General features: G+C 53.9%; 20 protein-coding genes and 1 pseudogene. 7 read left to right on the top strand and 14 right to left on the bottom strand.

Annotation, left to right across the window (positions count from 1 at the left end):
- Positions 1–39: 39 nt before the first annotated feature.
- Together JMJ04_RS22430 and JMJ04_RS22425 are read right to left on the bottom strand one after the other, a co-directional pair.
- Positions 40–1,161: an alkene reductase gene (locus JMJ04_RS22430; protein WP_201372700.1), complete on the bottom strand. Its 1,122-nt coding sequence runs from the start codon at positions 1,159–1,161 to the stop codon at positions 40–42.
- A gap of 67 nt (positions 1,162–1,228) precedes the next feature.
- Positions 1,229–2,764: a DHA2 family efflux MFS transporter permease subunit gene (locus JMJ04_RS22425; protein ID WP_201372699.1), complete on the bottom strand. Its 1,536-nt coding sequence runs from the start codon at positions 2,762–2,764 to the stop codon at positions 1,229–1,231.
- A 403-nt stretch (positions 2,765–3,167) separates the two neighbouring features.
- Between JMJ04_RS22425 and JMJ04_RS22420 the strand changes: the two genes are divergently transcribed.
- From JMJ04_RS22420 to JMJ04_RS22410, 3 genes are all read left to right on the top strand, one after another.
- Positions 3,168–3,833, top strand: coding sequence for a CGNR zinc finger domain-containing protein (locus JMJ04_RS22420; protein ID WP_201372698.1), 666 nt, complete (start codon positions 3,168–3,170; stop codon positions 3,831–3,833).
- Positions 3,834–4,099: 266 nt separating this feature from the next.
- On the top strand, positions 4,100–5,068 hold the full coding sequence (locus JMJ04_RS22415; RefSeq protein WP_201372697.1) for an ornithine cyclodeaminase family protein: 969 nt from the start codon (positions 4,100–4,102) through the stop codon (positions 5,066–5,068).
- Positions 5,069–5,336: 268 nt separating this feature from the next.
- Positions 5,337–5,792: a GNAT family N-acetyltransferase gene (locus tag JMJ04_RS22410; protein WP_201372696.1), complete on the top strand. Its 456-nt coding sequence runs from the start codon at positions 5,337–5,339 to the stop codon at positions 5,790–5,792.
- A 356-nt stretch (positions 5,793–6,148) separates the two neighbouring features.
- Here the strand turns inward: JMJ04_RS22410 and JMJ04_RS22405 are convergent, their stop codons facing one another.
- From JMJ04_RS22405 to JMJ04_RS22395, 3 genes are all read right to left on the bottom strand, one after another.
- Entirely contained in the window at positions 6,149–6,298 is a 150-nt protein-coding gene (locus tag JMJ04_RS22405; protein ID WP_201372695.1) for a hypothetical protein, read from the bottom strand.
- A 192-nt stretch (positions 6,299–6,490) separates the two neighbouring features.
- Complete coding sequence (gene cysS, locus JMJ04_RS22400) at positions 6,491–8,023, bottom strand: cysteine--tRNA ligase (protein ID WP_201372694.1); 1,533 nt, start codon at positions 8,021–8,023, stop codon at positions 6,491–6,493.
- A gap of 319 nt (positions 8,024–8,342) precedes the next feature.
- A complete protein-coding gene (locus JMJ04_RS22395; RefSeq protein WP_201374463.1) occupies positions 8,343–9,212 on the bottom strand; it encodes an IS5 family transposase in 870 nt (289 codons plus the stop codon).
- Between the two features lie 148 nt (positions 9,213–9,360).
- Between JMJ04_RS22395 and JMJ04_RS22390 the strand changes: the two genes are divergently transcribed.
- On the top strand, positions 9,361–10,140 hold the full coding sequence (locus JMJ04_RS22390; RefSeq protein WP_268887366.1) for a Na/Pi symporter: 780 nt from the start codon (positions 9,361–9,363) through the stop codon (positions 10,138–10,140).
- 106 nt (positions 10,141–10,246) lie between these two features.
- Here JMJ04_RS22390 and JMJ04_RS22385 read toward each other — a convergent pair whose 3' ends face one another.
- Together JMJ04_RS22385 and JMJ04_RS22380 are read right to left on the bottom strand one after the other, a co-directional pair.
- Positions 10,247–10,939 carry a class I SAM-dependent methyltransferase gene (locus JMJ04_RS22385; protein ID WP_201372693.1) on the bottom strand — a complete coding sequence of 231 codons (693 nt, stop codon included), beginning with the start codon at positions 10,937–10,939 and terminating at the stop codon, positions 10,247–10,249.
- Positions 10,940–11,027: 88 nt separating this feature from the next.
- On the bottom strand, positions 11,028–11,762 hold the full coding sequence (locus JMJ04_RS22380; protein WP_201372692.1) for a class I SAM-dependent methyltransferase: 735 nt from the start codon (positions 11,760–11,762) through the stop codon (positions 11,028–11,030).
- 274 nt (positions 11,763–12,036) lie between these two features.
- On the opposite strand from JMJ04_RS22380, the gene JMJ04_RS22375 reads away from it, so the two are divergent.
- On the top strand, positions 12,037–12,435 hold the full coding sequence (locus JMJ04_RS22375; protein ID WP_201372691.1) for a winged helix-turn-helix transcriptional regulator: 399 nt from the start codon (positions 12,037–12,039) through the stop codon (positions 12,433–12,435).
- 490 nt (positions 12,436–12,925) lie between these two features.
- Here JMJ04_RS22375 and JMJ04_RS22370 read toward each other — a convergent pair whose 3' ends face one another.
- Complete coding sequence (locus JMJ04_RS22370; RefSeq protein ID WP_201372690.1) at positions 12,926–13,201, bottom strand: hypothetical protein; 276 nt, start codon at positions 13,199–13,201, stop codon at positions 12,926–12,928.
- Positions 13,202–13,259: 58 nt separating this feature from the next.
- On the opposite strand from JMJ04_RS22370, the gene JMJ04_RS22365 reads away from it, so the two are divergent.
- Positions 13,260–14,567, top strand: a complete 1,308-nt coding sequence (locus tag JMJ04_RS22365) for an RNA-guided endonuclease InsQ/TnpB family protein (protein ID WP_201372689.1) — start codon at positions 13,260–13,262, stop codon at positions 14,565–14,567.
- Positions 14,568–15,099: 532 nt separating this feature from the next.
- Here the strand turns inward: JMJ04_RS22365 and JMJ04_RS22360 are convergent.
- The 3 genes and pseudogenes from JMJ04_RS22360 to JMJ04_RS22350 all read right to left on the bottom strand — a co-directional run.
- Positions 15,100–15,699 (bottom strand): annotated as a pseudogene (locus tag JMJ04_RS22360) (IS701 family transposase); the annotation flags it as partial.
- A gap of 150 nt (positions 15,700–15,849) precedes the next feature.
- Complete coding sequence (locus JMJ04_RS22355) at positions 15,850–16,707, bottom strand: SDR family NAD(P)-dependent oxidoreductase (protein WP_201372688.1); 858 nt, start codon at positions 16,705–16,707, stop codon at positions 15,850–15,852.
- A 64-nt stretch (positions 16,708–16,771) separates the two neighbouring features.
- Complete coding sequence (locus JMJ04_RS22350) at positions 16,772–17,650, bottom strand: SDR family NAD(P)-dependent oxidoreductase (protein WP_201372687.1); 879 nt, start codon at positions 17,648–17,650, stop codon at positions 16,772–16,774.
- A 165-nt stretch (positions 17,651–17,815) separates the two neighbouring features.
- Between JMJ04_RS22350 and JMJ04_RS22345 the strand changes: the two genes are divergently transcribed.
- Positions 17,816–18,418: a TetR/AcrR family transcriptional regulator gene (locus JMJ04_RS22345; protein WP_201372686.1), complete on the top strand. Its 603-nt coding sequence runs from the start codon at positions 17,816–17,818 to the stop codon at positions 18,416–18,418.
- Between the two features lie 107 nt (positions 18,419–18,525).
- Here the strand turns inward: JMJ04_RS22345 and JMJ04_RS22340 are convergent, their stop codons facing one another.
- The 3 genes from JMJ04_RS22340 to JMJ04_RS22330 form a co-directional block, all read right to left on the bottom strand.
- Positions 18,526–19,479 (bottom strand): DUF3102 domain-containing protein, encoded by a 954-nt coding sequence (locus JMJ04_RS22340; protein WP_236038580.1) that lies wholly within the window; start codon positions 19,477–19,479, stop codon positions 18,526–18,528.
- Positions 19,480–19,491: 12 nt separating this feature from the next.
- Positions 19,492–20,256, bottom strand: coding sequence for a hypothetical protein (locus JMJ04_RS22335; RefSeq protein ID WP_201372684.1), 765 nt, complete (start codon positions 20,254–20,256; stop codon positions 19,492–19,494).
- Positions 20,257–20,325: 69 nt separating this feature from the next.
- On the bottom strand, positions 20,326–22,809 hold the full coding sequence (locus tag JMJ04_RS22330; RefSeq protein ID WP_236038296.1) for a type IV secretory system conjugative DNA transfer family protein: 2,484 nt from the start codon (positions 22,807–22,809) through the stop codon (positions 20,326–20,328).
- Between the last annotated feature and the right edge of the window lie 22 nt (positions 22,810–22,831).

Raw genomic sequence — 22,831 nt, 5'->3', positions numbered from 1 at the left:
GAGTCGGGCCATAAACAGCCATTGGCATTCGGATTCCTATCATCCCAAGGTATCCGCACTGATCTCGTCGATGCTTGGATAGTCGGTGTAGCCGCGCTCGCCGCCACCATAGAATGTGGATCGGTCAGGCGCGTTGAGTGGCGCGCGAAGCGCGAAGCGCCTCGACAGATCGGGATTGGCGATAAAGGCGCGTCCAAACGCGATGAGGTCTGCCGTTCCAGCCGCGAGCGCTTGCTCCGCGGTATCAGCGGTAAATCCCCCCGACACGATCAATGGCCCTGGAAACCGTGAGCGAAATAGCGTCGCCACAGATCGCGGCGCCTCATCATTTGTCTCCTCCACCAGGCCAGCACGCACCTGCGGCTCGATCAGGTGCAGATAGCAAATTCCGCGCGCGGCCAAGGCCTTGATCACGTGTGTATACAGCTCCGCCGGATCACTGTCAGCGATATCGCCGACATCGCTGAAGGGCGATAGCCGAACACCGACACGATCGATCGGCCAGACTTCCGAAACGGCATCGAGTACTTCAAAAAGAAGCCGCGCGCGGTTTTCAATCGAGCCGCCGTAACGGTCATTTCGGTGGTTGGTCTTGTCTTCCAGAAACTGTTGAAGAAGATAGCCATTGGCGGCATGAATCTCGATTCCGTGGAATCCGGCTTGCTTGGCATTCTCCGCAGCCCTGCGGTAGTCAGCCACAATCTGCGGAATTTCATTCAGTTCGAGGGCGCGAGGTGTTTCAAAGGGCATGCGCTGCCCACTGCTTGTAAAGGCATTGCCAGCTGGTCGGATCGCAGACGGTGCCACAGGAAGGGCTCCGTCCCTTTGAAGCGAGGAGTGTGAAATTCTCCCCACATGCCACAACTGGAGGAAGAAAATTGCACCTCGCTTCTTGACCGCCTCGGTGACGGTTCGCCACCCGGCGACCTGATCCGGCGTATAGATCCCAGGCGTGTGCGGATAGCCTTGTCCTTGTTGTGAAATCTGGGTTGCTTCTGCGATGATCAGGCCGCCTTCGGTCGCGCGTTGACTATAGTAGGTGGCGGCCAGAGGCGAAGGGACATCATCGGCGCCGGCGCGCATCCGTGTCAACGGCGGCATCACGATGCGATGAGCCAGCCGATCTGATCCAAGCATAAAGGGCATGAACAGTTGTTTCATTAGTACCTCCAAATAAGTGAAATGACGTTTCTCGGAATACTTACAGCTTCGTTCCAATATTTACAAGTTACTTCTTCCCATGAGAAACATTCGATAATGTTTCTGAGAAGTTTTCCTGAGCAGGAGTGGCAAGGACTTTGTTGCGCATCCTGGGATGCATAAAGAAAACCAGAATTATTGCTCCTCCACAAAGAAGCGCGCAAGTCAGTGCGATCAACCCGAAGGCTTGAAAAATACTCGTTTCTACCCCCAGAACATTTTCTCCTTGAGCCGGGAGAAGGAATTGATCGGCGGCCGCTCGACTGGCTGCAGAAGAGAGTGACAGGGTGGAGTTCACATGAAAAAGATACACTTGATTCAGTACTGCAACCCCAAAGGCAGTTCCGATATTGCGCGCCATAGCGATGGTGCCGGAGGCCAGCCCTGATTGCTTGAGCGACACCGCGTTTACCACGGCAAGCGTAGTACAGGATGTTACCACAGGAATAGCCAGACCTCGCATGAGAAAAGCAGGAAGCAATCCATTGCTATATGTGCTCTGTGGGCTCAAGGTGAGGGTCACAAAGAGAAAACTGATGCCACTGAGCAATAATCCACCGAGAAGAAACACATCGCGTCGAGCTTTGGCCCATTGAGCAAGAATGCCTGTCACTGGTGTCAAGAGGACAATCAAGCCGGTAGCAGGGACGAAAGCCAGGCCACCTTGCAGCGGGGAAAATCTCCAGGTGTTTTGCAGGAATAAGCTCCAATAAGGCTGTGATCCATAAAGTGCCGCAGAGAAAAAGAAAAAGCCCAGACATCCCATGACGAACTGACGATTGCGAAACAGGGCCAGATCAATCAGTGGCCAGCGAACCCGCCTTTCAGTGATGACGAACAGTGCCAACAGTACCACACCTGACAGGCAGCTTCCTACGACCACTCCATTGGTCCATCCTTCCTCACCGGCACGTGTGACGCCGAATAATAAACAGAGCAGGCCAACAGATAAAAGCGCAAGACCGAGCCAATCAACGGGTACGGAAGCAGTTTCCTCGTGTGATGATGGAATGAAGAGTATCGTCATGATCAATGCAATGATCCCAAGGGGAATATTCACCAGAAAGATCCAGCGCCAACTCTCTCCCTGAACGAGTAGGCCACCGAGAACTGGTCCGGCAATCAAGCCCAGACCAGAGATGCCCCCATTGATACCGATTGCCAGGCCATGTTGACTCTGAGGAAAGGCCCGCACGATAATCGCGAGGGTTCCAGGTGTCATGATTGCCGCGCCAATGCCCTGAACCACTCGAAAGACGATCAGAACGGTGATATCAGGGGCCAGACCACAGGCGAATGACGCGGCACTAAAGATTACCAAACCTGCCAGATAGACGGAACGCTGGCCCCAGAGATCCCCCAGGCGACCAATGCCCATAGGCAAGACTCCGATCATCAAGGCGTAGCCTGAAATCGTCCAGGAAACCGTGCTGAGTGGAGTACGAAAATCCTGTCCAATGGTTGGCAAAGCTACATTGACAATAAACAAGTCGATATAGAGCATCAGTAAACCAAAGCAAGTGGCAGCCAGTGTGAGCCATTTGGAGGGTGGATGCTTTCTCATGAAGTATTTTTCCTCTTTTTTATATTACTGAGTATAAATAGCGAAATGAAGCTGTTGGGGTTTCTGCAAGTGTCCTGGCGAGAGAGCTTTCCCTCCTTTGGCTTCCCAAACCAATGCACGAGGCAACGAGCCGAGGAGCAATGCCCTCTGATCAGCAGCGTCATTGCCAAAAAGCAACAGCTTCGCTCCCATAGATACCTATTACAGAACCTCGATGGTCCTCTCCTCCTCGAGAGTCGCGCGCAAAGTCTCAGCCTTCGGGGAAGCAGAGAAAATCTCTGTTTTTATCCATAGCTAATAATGGCTAGATATGGATGAACGAAGTATATCTGCAAAAAAAATCCTTGTCAAGATGGAAATAGTGTTGGATAATAAAGAGAGTAGACACAAAGGAGAAAAAGCTATGGAAAGATCGGAGCAAGGTGGTCTGGTTCATCCAGGAAAGCAGAACGATGATCTCTTTCCGCCGTTTGTTGGCGATCTGTTTGTTGGCGATGCATTGGCCCTTGATGCGGTGAATACCGAGAGGCTTGTGAAGGGAACGCGTCGAGATCTACTCGTGTCACCTGATGCTTTTGCTCACTGGTGGCATCAAGCGCAGCTTCACTACCCTCCCCTTGAATTGGAACAAGGAAACCAGGAAGGGCTGACAGCAGACCCGGGAGTGCTTGATACGTTCAAAGTGCTCCGTACCGCCTTACGCCGACTCTTTGAGGATGTGATGGCAGAGCGTGAAATCCATGAGGAGAATCTTGCTCCCCTCAATGACATCCTCAAAATGGGATCGCAAGTTCTGGAACAGACCGAACCCGGAACCTTTCGTCTCAGAGATAACCTTGATGCTCAGCCACAGGCACGGGTGTTCCTGCCGATCGTTCGTTCTGCCATCTGGCTGCTCACCGAGGGAACCAGGAGCCGCTTGCGTACGTGTCACAATCCGCGCTGTCATCTCTTCTTTTATGACCGAACCCGTAGTGCCACCCGCCAGTGGTGTTGTCTGAAATGTATGGATCGTGCTCGCTCACGGAGACGATACAAGCAAGTCAAAGAGCATGAGAGCATGCAGTAGCTCAAGGGCCTTATAGAAAGAAACCTTCTCGAATCCATTCGCCACCAACCAACATCGAGTCAATTATTGGTTTGAGCCTCCCGAACTCAAACCCGATCGTACAGCCTGGATGTGAGGAACTCCCTACGGGTTGCACAACGAGGTTGAGGACCACTTCACCACAGAGAACATGGCTGGCATGGTTTCTCGCACATTGGCTCTTGCGAGAGAAAGCGAACATCTGGCAAGATAGTTTCAAATTTCCATGACTGGAGCGTAATCATTTTATGAAGACGGTTCTGCTGACACGTTCAGAGGTCGAGCCATTGTTGCACGTACCTGCCTTGCTGCCCCAGATGCGTCAAGCCTTTCAAGCCTACTCGCTCACGCGTTCCATCGCGGCTCAGCGGGTGCGCTCGCTTCTCCCTGGCCAGCCTGCTCCCACCGCGATGCTCCTGTTTCCTGGCCTGCTTCCCGATATTCCTGCCTATACGGTGAAAGTTCACGCCAAATTTCCCACCAGACAACCAGCGATTACCGGAGTGCTGCTGCTGCATGAGCTCCAGACAGGGGATCTACTCGCTCTCATGGATTCGACCGCGATCACCGCCGTCCGTACCGGACTGGCAGGCGCAGTAGCTGCCGATGTCCTGGCACGTTCAGACGCTTCACGAGTCGCTCTCATTGGAGCGGGAGTGCAAGGAAGGTGGCAATTACGCGCGCTCTCCCTTGTCCGTCAGCTTTCGCAGGTTCTGGTCTATGATCTCGTGGCAGAGCGTGCCGAGACCTTAGCCCGTGTGATGGAGGAGGAACTGCCGTGTGCGGTGCGAGTCGCTTCCACGCTGGCTGAGGCGACGAAAGACGCAGACATCATTGTCGCTGCCACCTGGTCGCGCGAGCCTTTTCTCTTCTCCAATATGGTGCAGCCCGGCACCCATATCACCACGCTGGGACCCGATGAACCAGGCAAATGTGAAGTGGCAGCCGAGCTTCTCCAACACGGGCTCTTTGTCTGCGATGATCGAGATCTGGCCATCAGTATGGGAACCATAGGGAGTCTGGGCCTGGATCGGCAAAGTATACATGCCGAATTGGGCGAAGTCATTGCCGGGGGAAAAGCAGGGCGCAGCAGCGCGGAGCAAATTACCATCTATGGCGGTGTTGGTCTGGCTTTTCAGGATCTGGTGACCTGTTGGTATGTGTATCAACAAGTCGTCGGAGGCAACGAAAGCAGGAGACTGGATTTCCTTTCCTAATCCTGACAGATTGGCTTTCCTTTCTCACTCTCTTCTCAGATTTGGCCTATGTGGACGTCTGAGGCTTGGCATGGCCTCAGGCTATGCCTAGATGTTTGGTTGGTGAGATGTGACTCAGACCTACATGCCTTGAAAGATGGCCAACTGGGTCCGCGTGAGGACTCAGTTGTAAATGCTCTGGCTTTTCTGCCCTTGCCCAATTGGCTCTTATCACCGCAGAGAGCCTCTGGTATCTTGATCCAATATCACTTTCTTTGGAGGAACTCTCATGATCCAGGAATGGCGTCGTGGAATGTATGTTATTAGCACGGATAAAAATCGCCTCGATCTTCAGGTCATTCATCGCTTTCTTACCACCTCCTACTGGGCCCAAGGCATTCCCTTGGAAACAGTCAGGCGCTCACTTGAGCATGCTCTGACCTTCGGCCTGTATCTGCACGATCAACAGGTGGGGTTTGCGAAGATTCTCACGGACTATGCTACCTTTGCCTATGTTGCTGATGTGTTTATTCTGGGCCCCTATCGAGGTCAAGGGCTGGGAATATGGTTGATGGAGACGGTGAGAGCGCATCCAGACTTGCAGGGATTGCGGCGCTGGGTTCTCTCGACGAAAGATGCTCATTCTCTCTATCAAAAAGTTGGCTTTACTGCTTTGAATTTCCCTGAACGATATATGGAAATTCTGGTGTTTGATATCTATCTCAAAGAACAAGGACCATCTTGATGTCTTCCCAATACGCTCGTCAAACGGGGTCATTTAGGGGTCACTAGATTGGCAGGGGCAGAACATACTCTAAGCGATAGGCACCCTACACAGGCGGCGTTAGCAACATAGGCGAAAAGCTTCTGAAGCCCTGAGCATGAGGTTTGCACACCCGTAAGTCTCGGCCTCACATCGCCAGAGGCCTGGTGGTGAAGCAAGGAGAAAAGGCATGAGTGGTTCCCCGCTATCCCATCACCCTGACTGAGGCAATGCATCGTTCACCCCGAACAGTGCTCACCCGACACCAGGCTCTTTTTTGGGGTGATCGTTTCTCACTGGAATGAAAGGACGCGGCTTGTAGCACAGAGAAGAACTACTCAGTCTGATCGAAAGTTGGCATACTCGCCGCGCAGCACCTGGTGGCCTGTGGATATCGCTGCTTGGTCATTGTCAAACCGGATGATGCGGTCCAGGAAGAGGCTTTTGCGCAACGCCTGGTCGGGATGCACTCGATCCTGGCGACGCATTCACTGCTTATCCGAAAACCGCCCCCTTCTTCGCGCAGGTGACACGTCCTGTCGGGAGCAGACCAGACGCTCTGGTGGGTCTCTGGGGGTGGCCTTCCACGCCCAACTAGAGGGCCACAAGGAGTGCGCTGCCGAGAACAGAGGAAGCGCCTCCTACGCGGCTTTTCGGATATGTTCTCAATGTTCGCGTATTTAGCGCTCGAACTTCCAGATGGTGGTACCGTCCTTGCGATCCTCCAGCCTCACACCCAGCTCTTTGAGCTGAGAGCGAATGCGGTCGGCCAGCGCGAACTGGCGCGCAGACTTGAGTTCGCGGCGCACATCAACAAGCAGAGTGATGAGTGGCTCGCTCTCCTGTGAGCGTTTCTGCGGGATCTCCTTCATGCGCAGTCCGAGCACACTGCCCAGTTCAGCCAGCGTTTCGCGTGCCTCCTCAAGCGCTTTCCCGCTCGCATTGGCGCTGCGTCCTTTGAAGATCTCGGACGAAAGCTCGAAGAGGCTGGCCAGCGCCACCGAAGTATTAAAATCATCGTCCATCGCATCCTCAAACGTGTGATGTGCGGTGCGGGTGGCCTCTTCTAATGTGGCCGTAGCGGCGGGATCACCCGCCTCAGATACCGGATCGGGCCACTTCTCTTCAGGCTCGAAGGCCCTTTTGAGACGTTCGAGCTGACGCAGGGCAATATCGAAGCTCTCATCAGTATACGTCAATTGCTTGCGATAATGGGAGCCCAGCACAAACATGCGCAGCATATCGGGATCGCCCAGAGCGAGCAGCTTATCTATCGTCAGCGTATTGCCCAGCGACTTGGACATTTTCTCTACCTGATAGCTGCCTGTTTCTTCATTCCAGACTCTGGCCTGCATCATGCCATTGTGCATCCAGTAACGCACAAATGGACGTTTTCCGGTGAGCGTCTCGCTTTGCGCGATCTCGTTCTCATGGTGCGGGAAGATCAGATCGGTGCCACCACCATGTATATCGATCTGCGCACCCAGGTGGTGCAGCGACATAACTGAGCATTCGATATGCCAGCCCGGTCTCCCTGGACCCCAGGGACTTGGCCAGCTCGGCTCCTCCGACTTGGCTGCCTTCCAGAGCGCGAAATCGAGCACATTTTCTTTCTCTTCATCCTTCTCCACGCGCGCTCCCGCCCGTAACTCATCCAGGCTCTGGTGCTTAAGTTCGCCATATTCGGGCTTGCGGGAAACGCGGTAGTAGACATCGCCCTTCAACTCGTATGCATAGCCTTTGGCGATCAGAATCTGGATCGCATCGATAATCCCATCGACCTCCTCTGTCGCGCGCGGATAATGCGTAGCGCGCTTCACATTGAGGGCATCCATCCAATCGAGATACTCGCGGATGTAGCGCTCGGTCAGGGCACGCCAATCGACGTGCTCGGTGAGGGAGCGCTGAATGATCTTATCATCAATATCGGTGAAATTGACGAGGTGCTTAACCTGATAGCCCCTGTACTCCAAGTAGCGGCGGGTAATATCAAACGTCAGCGCGCTCATCGCGTGACCGATGTGGCTGCTGGCGTAGACCGTCACGCCGCAGACATACATCCTGACCAGCCCCGGTTGGAGGGTAACGAAATCTTCTTTCCGTTGTGTCAGTGTATTATAGACTTTTAATGATATAGGCATATCTCCTCCGCGTGGGCGGGTAATAGTACCTTCTTCGTGCTTTGCTGACGTATTCTGTCTATGCAACGACATGAGCATATCTCCTCTGCAATAGGTAGCGTTTCTAGATGTCAACAGGTGTGAAAGAGGCGGTAGCTCAGACAAGAGACGCGCAAGGAGACAGCGATTATCAGGTGGCTGTTGGGGAGCACGGTGATACGTTCACAGAGAGCTGAGCTACTTCTGGCCCTCTCTGTGAACGTATATACAGGAGTAATGATGCATGCTATGGCTCACGTTCTTCTCCGATATCCTCAAATGGGTGGTTTCTTCTGGCTACAGAATACCATATCTCGAAAAGGCGGCATAGTAGACAAACTATCTATGTGAAACCTTCCTTCTGACGAAGAGCTTATCCGAAAGCCGAAAGTCGATCACACCGATGAAAACAAATGAGCGCACAAGCCAACTTGAGAAATGCCTCGTAAGGAGCGGCAAGCTTCTCCCAGCGAATCAAGAGCCGTCGAGAGCGATTGAGCCAGGAGAAAAGCCGCTCCACTACCCATCGCCTCGGTTGTTTCGTGGCTTCCAGGCTGTTCGTGGGCCCATCCTCGGCAGGTTGACGCTTGAGTGCTTCCCAATACCATCTGTGATATTTGGGATTCAGGCGCACATGGGGCTCATAGCCTCGAAGATAGAGATCTGCATACACCGGGTTATAATCGTAGCCAGCATCCAGGCAGAGGTTTTGCGGGTACTCCATCGTCGGTTCAGGACGCTCAACCACCTGGCTATCCAGCGTGGCGGAAAGCAACTTCATATCGTGCCGGTTGGCTCCCTCAATCATCAGGCCCAGTGGGATTCCTCGCCGATCACACAGGATGCTCCGTTTGGTCCCCTGTTTGCCGCGGTCGGTGGGAGCGGGTCCGACGGCGGCTTGCGCGAAAGGGGCTTTGACCGCCGAGCCATCGACGCTTTGCCAATCCCAGCCGATCCCAGCCAGTTTGTCATACTCCTGCAATCCTGCTTGCCACAGACGCTGGAAGAAGCCCTGGCTTTCCCACCAGCGAAAGCGGTCGTAGACCGTGCTCGAAGCGCCCAACTCGCGCGGCAACGCATTCCATTGGATACCCGTTCGCAGCACATACACGATGGCAGAAAACATCTGCCGATCATCGGCAGCGGGTCTGCCTCCTTTTGGATGAGGTGGGCGAACTGGAAGCAAGGACTCAACGCGCTCCCAGAGTGCGTCATTGATTTTCCAGGGATAGGTTCGTGCTATGGGTCTTGACCTCTTTGGTTCTTGTCGTCATTGTATCATAGGTTTTCGGATAAGCAGGTAGTGAACGTGATAGCTCTAAAAGATCGGCGAAAATAGGATGTTGAACGCTACCCTCTTTTTTTAGATATTCTTTTCTGTCCTGGCGGGCATGGCGCTTTTACTCTATGGCGTCCGCTCGATGACAGAGGTCATCGGGCAATCGGACAATCGCTATCTGCGCCAATGTTTCTTGCATGTGGCACGTTTCCCCGCCGTAGCCTATCTCATCAGTCTCGTCGTGACGGCATGTATGCAAAGTTCGAGTGTCATGTCTTCGTTGTTGATTGACCTGGTGAGTACGGACCTTTTGCCCTTTTCAACAGCCGTTGTCATGTTACTGGGGGCGAACGTTGGCTCGACGCTTGCGGTACAATTGCTTTCCTACCACGTGACTGATTATGCGCTGTATGCTGTTGGTCTCTTTGCCTTGCTTGCCCTCTGTACTGCTCATACTTCCTGGAAGCGCGCGGGACAGGCTCTGTTTTCCTGTGGTCTTATGCTCCTGGGCCTGTTCACTCTCTCTCAGGCAAGCCAACTCCTCGCGAGCAGTCCCTGGGTGGTTGGAATACTTGATACATACGCGGGCAGACCGTTTCTCCTCTTCGTGCTGGGAATACTGCTGGCGATGCTACTGAACTCGAGCACGGCTGCTATCGGGCTGGCACTTGCTCTGGTCTCCGCTCATACCCTTGCTCCCGAACCTGTGCTTGCGCTGATGCTTGGGGCGAATGTAGGTACGACGCTTCCTGCATTACTGGCATCCCGTCGTGCAACGACGCGCACGGGACAGTGCCTTGCGCTGGTTCATACTGGGACCAAGCTCACTGGTGCATGTCTCCTATTCCTCCTTCTACACCCTCTAGGCCTTCCTTCCTGTACAAGAAGATGATAAAGCATGCTCAGAAAGCTTATCTGGGCTATCCAGAAGAGCAACCCAAGCATCATGGTAGCCATCAAGGCCAGTCGGGCTATCAAAGAGATGATGCGTACCACTCTCATGAAAGCTTCCTTCCCAATACAAAGCCTATTTCGGGGAGCCGTGTCTCCCCAGTTTCTAACTTCCCGCTTTCAATCTGCGAGAATCCCGCTTCTTGCAGCAAGTGCGGCTGATCCTGGACGCCACTGTTCCAGGGACCGGTATGAACAAGCCGTCCAGATTGGTCGTGCTCCTTCGGGCGCCTGGTATCGACAACCAGCAGGCGCCCTCCCGGTTTGAGGACGCGAGCAATTTCAGAGAGTCCCTGACGTTTAAGACCGTCAGGCAAGACGTGCATCATGAAGGTGCTCAGCACGATATCGAACGAGTGGTCAGGGAAGACGAGCCGCTCGATCACCCCGATCTGGAAGTCGATAGGGAAGCTTGCTCGCTTCGCTTTAGAACGGGCACGGGTGATCTGCCTGGGCCCTGGATCGATGCCAGCCACGTGGCCCGTTGGACGAACGCGCGCGTACGCTTCCAGCGCGAGCGTTCCGGTGCCACACCCCACGTCCAGGACTGTTTCTCCGGCGTGAAACTGGGCGAGATCAACGATCATTTGCTGAAGCGCCTGCCACTTGCCATGCAGCATGAGGTCGCTCCACCACAGCATCAGATCATAGCGCCAGCCCCAGTTTATGACGTGTCCTCGTGTTACACCTGTCTGTGCTTCGCCCGATTTCCTGTAGTGGTGATGCGCGAACGAATGCATAAATCTTGCTCCTTTGAGAGAAATCTTCTCCTCGTTTAGAGATCCATTGTTTGTGTGTATGCGCAAGGGAACAATCGCCTCCTTTCACTCATCGATGAGAGGCGCGGATCCTACGCGCATCACGGTCGTCAGCTGTTGAGTCGCTGCTCTCTAGAGCTTCTTGTGGTTTCCTATATTCCACAAGAAAGCGGCGTACTCCTGCTCTCTCCTGATCCTGAAAACGGACTTCTTGAAGGCCAGAGTGAAGGAAGAGATCCAGTTCGGTGTGCGCAAGGGCCCAGGGAGGACCATCCGTTGGCTCGCCCGACTCGCGTCCATGACACATGATGAGCAATGTGCCCGCTTTCGTGACAGTATCAGCGATGGCTGCAATAGCTCTGTCGTGCAGGTCTGGTGGGAGTGATTGTATGGTAAAGGCATCAAAAACCAGGTCAAAGGCGGATTGCCAGGCCTCGGGAAGCTGGAAGAGATCGGCAACCTGATACGCGACGGCAGAGGTAGGGAACCGTTGGCGACACCAGTCAATGGCCCGTGGTGCAATGTCGAAAGCGGTCACTTGAAGACCAAGCCGAGCAAACATCTCGGCATGATCTCCAAGGCCACAGCCAACTACCAGTGCTCGCCTGTTCGCGAACGTCTGATGCTGCTCAGAGAGCCAATGGGTCAGGAGGGAGTAGTCGGCACTCCTGGCCCAGGGAACCTTGTTGATATCGTTTTCAGCACTGCTATAGACAGCTTCATACCAGGTCGAAGGATCAGTAAAAGGCTGGTGAACAGCGGGGGTGACAGGCCCAGATCGGTGTTTCGCGGTATTCCTATCCATGTTCTTTTCCTTTGTTCTTGTCACAATGACGAGTATCCTCTCATCCGGAGAGAAAAAGTGCCCGGTAAGAGGCGAGCAACAGGGCAGCATAAGAACTCTGCTTTTCTTCTCTCATATGACAGCAGCAGGTCCTCAGGTCCAGATGAACTGATGAGCATTGCATAGCTCTAGAACTTCTTGTTACAATGAATGTACCTGATACAGGTGAAAGAAACAAGTACGCAAAATAATCTGACATAGTGTGAAAAATCATACCCTGGAGGAGGAACGAGTTATGAAACAGGTAGAAGAGATAGCCTGCCCGGTCGAAGTGACGCTTTCGATTGTAGGAGGGAAGTGGAAGCCGATCATTATCTGGTATTTGCTCAGTGGCACCAAACGCTTCGGCCAGCTTCGACGGCTGATTCCGGGAGCCACCCAGCAAATGCTCACCATGCAATTACGCGAGTTAGAGCAGGCCGGAGTCCTGCATCGGCAGGTGTATGCGCAGGTCCCCCCGAAGGTGGAATACTCGTTGACCGAACTGGGACAGAGTTTAGAGCCAGTGATCTGCCAGTTGGCAGACTGGGGAGAATGGTACTGCGCCCAAACCGGTCGAGAGCGTTCTCGTGTGAGTGAGCTTCGAGAGGTTGCGGCGCGGCTTGTGGTTGAAGAAGAGGGGCGCGCCAGGTAGAGCATGGTTCTCCATGAGTATGCAATAGCAACAGCAGCTCCTGCCCTTTCATTCAGAGGGGAAGACCACTTGATGGCCCCTCAAAGACCTGGAAAGGCAAGAGAGCAGTCTTTTGATTTTCTGACCGGCGCGCTCTAGCGCATCCTCAACGTTTTTTTGCTTGAGGAGTTGCTCTTGTCCACGTAGGCCAAGTTCAATGGCAATTTACACATCCAGAAAACGCTGCCGGCTCGATCTTACATAGATGGCTCAGATGAGCAAATGGGAGATATGTACCAGCACAAGATCCTATTATCGTACAGATATCTTGTTGATGCTCTTCAGAAATACATGCATTTCTGTTAATAATCATATTATAATAGAATCTGTGACCCACAGTAATTCCAATCCTATCTAGAGCCCCTTACAGACCCCATAGACATCCGCTCTATGGGGTCCCCCTTCCAGGGAACAGCCATGGGGGCAGGCATACCTTATGGCTCCTTCCATTTCACCGATGTCCCATGGGAGCACCTCCACGCATGTCGGCAAAAAAAACACAGGCATTCTTCCGGCTTCTCGAGAAGACGGAAGAATGCTGCGGTTGGGATCGTCTCTCTGGTTGGGCTCTCAAACGCTTTTTTTGCTTGCCAAACTCAAGAACAAAGAATGTCGACAAATCGATGCCTTTCACCGAAAACGCCGCAGGATGCCCCTGCCCTTTCAGGCATGGGGAGGAATGCGGCGTTCCTTTGTAGGTATCTTGAGTGGAATACGCCGTAGGCATGCTTTCATCTACTCCTTCTCTCTTGACAGGCTGTTGAAAGCATGATAGACTTTTCAGTATGGAAACGGTATTAACAGTAAAACTTAAATTGCATACAACGCCCGAGCAGTTCAAGGCATTACGCACCATACAACTGGCCTATCGTGATGCTCTCAACTCTGTCAGTACATATGCCTTTGAACATGGCAAGATGAGCAATGCTGTTCGTTTGCAAGAGGGAACCTATGATGAGATTCGCCTCCGTTTTCATCTGCCCTCACAAATGGCCTGTTCCGTTCCTCGCCAAGTTGGTGCTACCTATAAAGCCCTCTGGACAAAGGTGAAGAACAATGCTGCCATGCGTAAGGAAGGTAAGACCAAGAAACGATACAAAGGGCTTGATCAGGCTCCCACGTTTCTCTCCCCCACGTTGACCTACCAGTATAAGAAGGACTATACCTTCAAAAAAGAGCAGCACGTTAGTCTCCTCACTCTTGAGGGACGTATCGTTGTGCCCTATACTGGCTACGATGCACACGTCGCCTTGATCCAGCATGGTGCGCAGATAGGTGCATCGAAACTTTGGTATGACAAGCCCAAGAAGCAGTTTTATCTGCTCGTCACTCTGGAAGTGGAGACGGCTGATCCTACCCCTGAAGCGCACAAGCAGGTCGTTGGTGTGGATGTTGGGATGCGGTACCTCGCCGTCACGGCAACGATGCAAGGCGATTGCACCTTCCATGCTGACATCTCTCCTCTTGCCAAGTCTCACCACTATGCACGACTGAGAAAGCGTCTGCAAAAAAAAGGCACTCGTTCCGCGACGAGAAGGCTCGTCGCCATCAGTGGACGAGAGAGACGGTTGAAAGCAAACGTCAATCATGTTGTGAGTAAGCGGATCGTCCTAGAGCACCCACAAAGCTTAATTGGACTGGAGCATCTGACAGACATTCGTGAGCGGACCAAACGACGGAAAGGCAAACAAGCCAGTGCCAAACAGCGAAAAGCCAATCGTACCTTCTCCAAATGGGCTTTTGGTGAGTTGCACACTATGATCGCCTATAAAGCGCTCTTGCACCGAAGTATGGCGATCAAGGTGGATGCCAACTATACCTCTCAGGCCTGCCCCAAATGTGGGCATACCTGCAAGGAGAATCGTCCTCACAAGGGCTTGCTCTTTGTCTGTCAGAATTGTCAGTATACCCTCCATGCTGATCTGGTTGGCGCGAGGAATATTGCCATGAGAACGCTTCTTATCCGGCAAGACTGGATAGGAACGGGCGTCTTGTCAGTACGCCCTGATGTGTCGGACAATGAAGCCAAAGCAGCACGCCTGAAAAGGTATGCTGAATTGCGGTGGAGTTCAGACACAAGCCCTCGGCTTTAGCCGTAGGGTATCTGACTCTATAATAAAGGTCCATCGTGGCGGAGGACGTTGCCAGTGCTAGCCTGGTCGCAACGAGGGTAAAGAAAGTAGCGTCCACCAAAGAAAACCCGGTCTGCAATGAGCTGACCGGGTTTTCTGTTTTCGCTCTTTGCTCGCTTGACGAATAAAAAATGCCGCAATCGAAGTACGTTAGAAGTCCTGTGCCTGACGAGCAAAGAGCTCTTGTTAGTCCTACAGTTGTAGATGATTGGAGATGTCACTTCGGCGCTTGTAGTGACAAAGCCGAGCAAGAGCCTGATGGGCGCGTCTCCAAAATGACCAAGCCAGGTGGTAGGCAAAAGAAAGAGGCGGTTTGCCGATGAGACGAGATAACAGCCGCCGAATTTCTGCAACGCTAAGGGGAACCATCACCGGAAGATCGGAAAACATGTTGGCTTGGGTTGAGTCAAGGGCATCCGGCTCCGGTGTCTGCTCAGACTTTTTTAGTACGTCTTCTTCCCCGTTGGCTCGTAAGGCTGCTAAAAAAGCCAGAGCCAGCATCTAAAGTGCGCCAGAGCATTTGCGCGGCCAATTCTGGTTTCGTCGCAAAGGTCACCGAAGCAGGCACATGAGCTTCTCGACAACGCTCCTGATCACCAGTCCAGCTTTTGGGCAGATACAATTCTCGGTCGAGCAACGTGTGTCCACGCGAACTCGCATAGGAAAGAAACACGCCTACCTGACAGTTTTCGATACGTCCAGCCGTGCCGCTGTACTGCCGTTGCACTCCTACCGATTTGCGTCCCTTTTTGAGAAAGCCTGTTTCATCAATCACCAACACCGCATGGGACTCCGCAAGCGTTTCCCAGACGTACATACGCAACGCATCTCGCAGCCCATCGCAATCCCACTTGGCCCGATCCAACAAATGTTGCATGGCATACGGAGTGGTCTCTCCTACCTCTTCCGCTGCTTGCCATCCGTTTTTTCGTCCCACAGGACTCATCAATGCCTGCATGTAGGCAAGTGCTCGTTGGTGAGGTTCTGGTCGTACGAAATGCTGTCTGATCCGTTGGCCCAGTTCATTGAAGGTCGTTGTCCACACCTCTTCCGCCCTTGAAGGGGGGTAAGCCGTAGAAGCAAATAGGGACATAGATGGTCCTCCTTTGTTGCCAGACGGCAGATGAGGCGCACGAACAAAGACGCAAACTAGGGAGAGAAGATTTGTCTCTCCCGAGGGGTGAATGGATTACCCAGCTCGTATTTGCCCGCACACCTCCACTTCTGATGTTGGGGAAGAGACTTAACCTGTTTGCGAGGCTTTCTCATCGGACAACCCGGTCAGTTGTTCACTGATCTGTCGGAGAAGGCTTCGTGCGAGAGGATCATACGCTTGAGGATGCGCGCGTGCCTGCTGCTGCTGATCAAAGTATTGGCCTGTCACATTGTCTAGCGTCGGCGATGTTGCCAGGTACATCACGGAACGAACACCTTCTTCGACCGTGGTCTGGGTAAAAAGGATCGTCTCGCGAACCATTTTGGTGTTCATCAGCGAGGCTGGATGCACACAGTTGACGGTAACATGTTCTCCTTTCAACAGGTCAGCCAGATCAATGGTAAACATCGCCAGCGCGAGCTTACTGCAGCGATAAGCATCATAGCCATTATAGCGGCGTTCAAACATGATATTGTCAAAATCAATCGGAAGCTGCCCGACTGATCCCACGTGAATAATGCGGGCCGGCGGGCTTATGCGCAGACTGGGTAACAGTAGATGTGTGAGTAAGAAAGGCGCGAGATAGTTCACTGCAAAACGAAGCTCATACCCATCTCGACTGAGTTCGCGTTTGCCTCCCAGGAGCTTTCCGCTCCCCACACCGGCGTTGTTAATGAGCATATCAAGCTGAGGATGTTGGGTTTGCACACGCTCGGCCAGACTGCGTACCTCTGAAAGATCGGCCAGGTCTGCCAGATAGGTCTCCAGGTTCCTATTTCCTGTTGCGTCTTGAATTTCTCGCAGCGTCTTCTCCAATCGCTGTTGATTACGCCCATGAAGCAGCACGGTTGCGCCTTGTCTGGCCAATGCAAGCGCGGTCTGTTTTCCAAGTCCATCGGTTGATCCGGTGATCAGGATTGTTTGTTGCGCAAGAGGTTTCATCATTCGTTCTCTTTTCAAGCATGATGTTTTCTGTTTACGAGGATGCTCCGCTCTGCGTCGCGCTCATCTATGAGACGGGTTGGGCGTTTGCAAGGCCTAATGCTCTTAGCAGCAGTCCATCACGTGTACGGTCAGGCAACAAGCGTAGGACAGCAATCATTCTGAGCCCTCGCCCAGCGAAATAGCGCGTTTTGGGACTGCGGGAGGTCAGCGCCTGAACAATGGCAGCTACTACGACATCAGGGTTCTCCAGTGGCTGGCTGGCTGAAGCTTTAGCTACTGCGGCAAGTGCTGGCGCATACAGTTGCACAAGTTCGCCAGGCAACTGCTCCCTGGCCTGTTGGGCCGAGGCTTTCGACTTTTGAAAGATCTCTGTCTGCATAGCCGCCGGTTCAACGATAGAGACAGATATCCCCCAAGGGCGAAGCTCGCTCCGCAGCGCATCGGTTACCGATTCTAGCGCGGCTTTCGAGGCTGAGAGCACCCCCAGATAGGGAATTGACACCAATCCAGTCGGCGCTCCAATATTAATGATACGTCCCCGCGCTTTCCGTAGCAGAGGCAGAAAAGCTTGTGTGACCGCAATATGTCCGATGACATTCACCTCGAATTGTTTGCGTACCTCCTCGATAGGAACCAATTCAACCGGACCCTCAACGATCATACCGGCATTATTCACCAACCCAACCAGTCCTGCATTCCCAATTACCCTGGTAACGGTTTCCGCTGCTTGAGCAACGGAAACGGAATCAGTGATGTCGAGCAAAACAGGAGTAATCCGGGCAGAGATATCACGTTGGAGCTTCTCCCCATCAGAGGATCTTCGTACACCTGCAAAGACCTGAAATCCTGATGCATCGAGCCGGCGTGCAGTTGCCGCACCAATACCACCCGCTGCTCCCGTAATCAAAACGGCTCCACTCCGTGCCTGAGTCGTTGTCGCCATAGAAATCATTTTCCTTTCGCTGAAAGAAGAGAACAGCTTGTCTCTCCATCCAGCTTCTGCTATAATAAACGAAACGTAGCGTGTCACTCATTGACTGGTTATAAATATATACGAAACGTGGCGTATCTGTCGAGAGACATTCCAGAAGTGGAAAGGAACACCAAGATGACTCAGCAGGCGAAGAAACTGGAGTCCTTCACGCCTGGTCGTCGGCGCAGTGATCAGGCGCATCGGGCGATTTTGCAAGCGGCTAGGGAGGTGCTGGAGCAGGTGGGCTATCGGGCGATGACCATTGAAGCGATTGCGGAGAGAGCTGGTGTGGGAAAAAAGACCATTTATCGCTGGTGGCCTTCCAAAGCAGCAGTAGCGCTTGAAGCCCTGACCTCGCATACCGAGGTGCAGGTGCTTTTTTCCGACACAGGTTCTCTGGAGGGGGACTTACTCGCCTACTTTGAGCTTTCTTTTTCAGGCTTGCGGGGGAAATCAGGAACGGTGTTGAGCGGGCTCGCTGCTGAAGCGCAGTTGGACCCGGAATTTGCGCGGGAATTTCAGCGGACGTTCATTGTGCCACGCAAGCAAGAGCTGGTTGCGCTCTTGCAACGCGGCGTACAACGAGGTGAACTGGCCCCTGATACCAACCTCGAGGTCCTGGCGGACTTGATTTATGGAGCCAAATGGTACCGCTTTCTCTTATATCCTGCGCCATTGGATGATGCGTTCGCCAGAGAAATTGTCAAGCTGATCCTACGCTTGAGATCAGAAGCGTAGCGCTCGTATTTGCTGATGAAAAACGTTCGCCTCTGTTTGCATCTTTGCCAAAAAGCCGCCAACAAGAGGAGAGATTTCAGCTCTCAACAATATCTACAACTGTAGGATTAGCCAGACTCAACTGTATGAGACGTGTAATGACGGATCTGGCTCATGGCCTGTGCTAATTGTGCTAAGACTTGCTCGACCTGTTCCAATCTGGTCCAATCTTCTGCCTCAAAGGTCTCAAGCATCAGGGCTGAGGGTATGTGTGAGAGTAACATCCCCCCGCCTCGCAGAAATTCCATCGTGAGCTCTCGCCAACGCGTGCGAGTCTGCTGCTCATGGCTCAAGGTATTGCGCTCAAGTACCTGTTCTCTTGCCTGAGCGGTCGCGCTGGCAAGATGCTGTGAGAGTGTCTCGCGTTGTGCGCTCAGCTCTCTCACCTGGTGCTCTAACGCCTGTATGTGTTGCTGGGCGTGCGATGGCAGAACGGGCCCCTCGCGTTCCTTTTGCTTGTGGTATGCAACTTCCTGGCTCAGCTGCAGCCGCTCCTGTTCCAGGAGCGTGATCCTCTGGCGAAGCTGGAGCAATGTCGCGTCGCCTGGCATCTGCTCTGATGACGCCGTGAGGTGATACTCTTCGACTGTTCCCTGATGGGCCTGTTCCTTGGCTGCGCGCACGGCGGGGCGCGTGAGCGGGATCTGCTGCTCTTCAATCTGCTTGAGCACGTCTTCGGGGGCATCGAGCAACTCATACAGGGCGCTGATGGGGATCGCGCCGAACCGGTGGATACGTTCCCCAAAGCGCTCTGCCACGCGCATAAAGTTCTGACAGCTTTGTCGGCTCAGCCCCAGTTCGCTTTTCGCCCAGGCCATAAAGTGCCCATGCGGGAGGTGATCTTTGACGGCACGGAGATTGAGTCCAATGCGAACCACATCTTCAGCCGTTCGTTTCAGGTACCCCTGAGTCTCAACCGTTTTCTGATACACAAAGTGACGCGTCTCCTCATCGAGAAGGGAATAGTCGAACTCGAACTGCTGACCCGGTGCTTGTATATCTTGTCCTCGAGGTGTCTGCATGGCGTCCACGACTCACTCCTTTCCTGAGACCGAGGACGATGCCTCTGCCTCGTCTATGTGATGAGTGATATGGGGGAGGAGTGCTTGCGGGAGCGCAACCCCTTCGGGCAGCGGGGGAAGTGGAGGCAGTGGCTGTTGCATCTGAAACGGATTCTCTCGCAGACGGGTGGCTTGCGCGTCAAACAACTGTTCGATCATCTCTTTGGCCTGCTCGGGTTGCTTCACGATATGGTGAATGGCTTTGGCGATTTCCGCGGTCATAGCACTCAGTGCCATGAGGTTGCTCATCTCCGTGGCGCACCAAGCGTCGGCAAAGGCGTGCTCGTTTTGCTCATAGGTCCAGGCATGATGCTTGGCTTCCATCACCTTGCGAATGGTGACCAGGGCCGTGACCTGTTCGAACCACTGGATGTGTGCAGGCGTGCTGAGCCAGCGGTAGCGCTGCGTGTATTTTGTGATGAGCCAGGTCCGGTAGAGCCTGGCAAGTGGTTCCGCGTTTTGCGTCAGGGAGAGCAGGTTCGCGGGGTGTGGAAGCGAGGCGAGGAACTTGCTCCAGGTGCGCTCGTTACAGAGGTCTTTCCCATGCAAGAGAAACGATCTTCCACGTGGATCGACCAGTTCAAGGTCTGCTGGAAGCTGATGCAGAGCCAGGCACTGGGTAAAGTTCGCGCCGCGTACCGCTGAAAGCGCCTGGCGTTCGGCATACTGTTCGAGAATGTGTGCCTCGTTGTGTTCCTGAATCGCTACTGATGTGTGAAGGGAAGAAAAAAGATGCATCTCTGATGAAGTCCTTTCTCTGATGATCTCGCTGATAGCGGTATTCGTCTTCCTTGTCGTGAAGCCTGTCTACGAATGAAGCTTCTCATCAACGGGTGGTGGTGAGTGCATCACCTGCGCTTTCGGACGGCGGATACGGACGCGTTTTTCGCCCGGAGGTGATGTGCCCGCCTGTGCCACCGGGAGGAGTGTGGTGTCAGGCGAGGATGATGATGGTGCCACATCCGCTTCCTGGGCACGCGTGACTGGCCCTGGTTGTGTTGCTGATGCCTGTGTCGGTTCATGGATACTCTCCTTCTTGCGTGGATGATGTGTCCCGTGACGCGCGTTGAGTGTCTCAAGCAGGGCATCAACCTCTCCGACCGGTCGACCGTCACGGAGTGCGCATTGCTCACGCAGGCGCTCTGCTTTCTCCCCATTGCCGGACGGGGGGAGATCAAGGGTAAGGGAGAAGAACGGCAACCGTTGCCCGTTGAGCGACCAGCGAGCATAGCAGGTATAGTCGGGGAGGTTGGTCACATCTTCGGGGCTGAGCAGATGCCCCAGTTCATGCCGCAGCAAGTAGGCATCTTCTCCGGCGAGCGTAAACACAAAGAGATGGTCGCTATTGGCAAACACTGTTGGGCGCAAGGACCGGTCAATCACATCGAGTTGGGCCAGGGATTGAGTGGCAAGGACCAGGAAGGTGCCAGCTTTCCGCAGTTCACTCAGGATGGAGCCGTAATTGACCGGATAGTTTTTGAACTCGTCGACCAGGAGCAAAAAGACGTTGCGCTCTGACGGCAGGAGGGAGAGTTGTCGGGAGAGCGCCGCTGAAAAAAGCCCCAGGATCGAGGCCCCAATGAGCGAGGAGACATCCTGGCCGACATGCCCACTTGCCGTGTTGACCAGCAGGATCTGTTGGTGTTCCACGATCTGCGCGAAGTTAATCGTCGAGGTTGGTTGCCCGAGGAGGCGCCTCGAAATCGGTGCGCTGGCATAGGCCGAGATTTTGGTCAGGACGGGCGTCGTAATCTCATCCTGCATTCTGGCATCAAGACGTTCGTAATACTGGTGCCACCAGTCAAGTACATGCACATCCTCCACCAGATCGAGCACGCGTGCGCGAAAACTCTGCTTGTTGAGTAAGACGGTGAGATCAAGCAGGGTGTATTGCTGCGCCGGACCCTGGTGGGGGTCCGTATGTACGAGTGTCCGGTTTGCCTCTAAGAGCGTCTTCAGCGAAAAGCGCATGACATTCTCCACACGCGGTCCCCAGGCCGTGCTCCAGATGCCCTTGAAGGTGGTGAGCAGGTGACTAACAATGAGGTCGGCTTCTTCCAAAGAGGAAACCTGTGTGGCGTCCAGGGGATTGATCCCTGGAGGATATCCCTGGTGATGCAGGTCAATCAGAACAATCTCCTCTTCTCGCTCTGGTGGGATCAAACTCAGGAGATCGCCAATCAGGTCTCCGTGCGGTTCGATGACACAGAGGCCCGAGCGTGGTCGTGGGCAGGTGGTGAGGTGTGCTAGTGCCAGGTGGTGAAAGAGGGTGCTTTTGCCTTTGCCAGTACGCCCAATCACGAATTTGTGCTTGAGGAGTTCGGAGGGAGGAAAGCATACCGGTACGCTTCGCCCCGCGTGTGTCGAGGTGCCAAGCTGCCACCCGTTTCCAGTTGTGAGCACATGGGGAGCGAGCAAGGAGCGCTCTTGCCGTTGTTCCACATTGGTCCCTTCACTCAAGTGGTCTCCAGGCGGCAAATGCCAGAGGGTCGCCACTTCCTCTCCAGTGAGAAAGAGTGTCCCCTGTGTGAGACCTCGCCACCAGGTGCCTTCTCGGGTCAGGCGCTGGACATGACGCTGAGAGAGCCTGTGAGCGGTGAAATAGGCGGTTGACGTGTGAGTATGCCTATACGCCGCAGTGAGCGTGGCAAGGATCTGTTGATGACGCCGTTGCTGTGTTCGCCGCTGCTGAAATGCTTGCCAGGAGGATGCAAGCTGCGCTCTGATGGTGGTGTGTGCCAGTTGCGTCTGTTGCGTCTGTGCAGGCGATTGCAAGTGGTCAGCCTCTTCGATGAGATAGATACGCAGACGCGCCCGGTAGGCACTCTTGCCAATTTTCTCGGCCACTCGTTTCATATCGTAATAACGTGCCCCTCCAAACAGATGCTCTCCCAGAGCGCGTATGCCTCTGATTGTTCCCGCGATGAGTATGATTCCCACCACCAGCCCGACCCCAAGGATGGCTTGCTGAGAAGAGGAGAGATGCGGGAGGGTGCCATGCAAGAGACTGAGCACGCCCTCCTGGAGCCATGAGGGGAAGAGATGATGCGCCTGACCGTAATTCCATAGGATCAGGAGCCCTACTACCATACCCAGGAGCACGATCTGTTCGGAGCCCGGTGCCCCGCTGCGCAGACGTGCTTGCGCCTCTCGACGTTGCTCTCGCTCTTCTTCGAGTGGGTGCTCGATGGAGAGGCGTTGATACTTGCGTGCCCAGGTCGGCGGCAGCGGAGTGAGTGCCAGTTGGGTGACTGCGCGTATCCCGGCGGGAAGATGCTCAAGCGTGGTCAAAAGCCCGAGTAACGGATCGATC

The organism is Ktedonobacter robiniae (assembly GCF_016587375.1).
In the GTDB taxonomy this organism is placed as follows: domain Bacteria; phylum Chloroflexota; class Ktedonobacteria; order Ktedonobacterales; family Ktedonobacteraceae; genus Ktedonobacter; species Ktedonobacter robiniae.
This window is presented reverse-complemented; position numbering and strand designations above follow the sequence as displayed.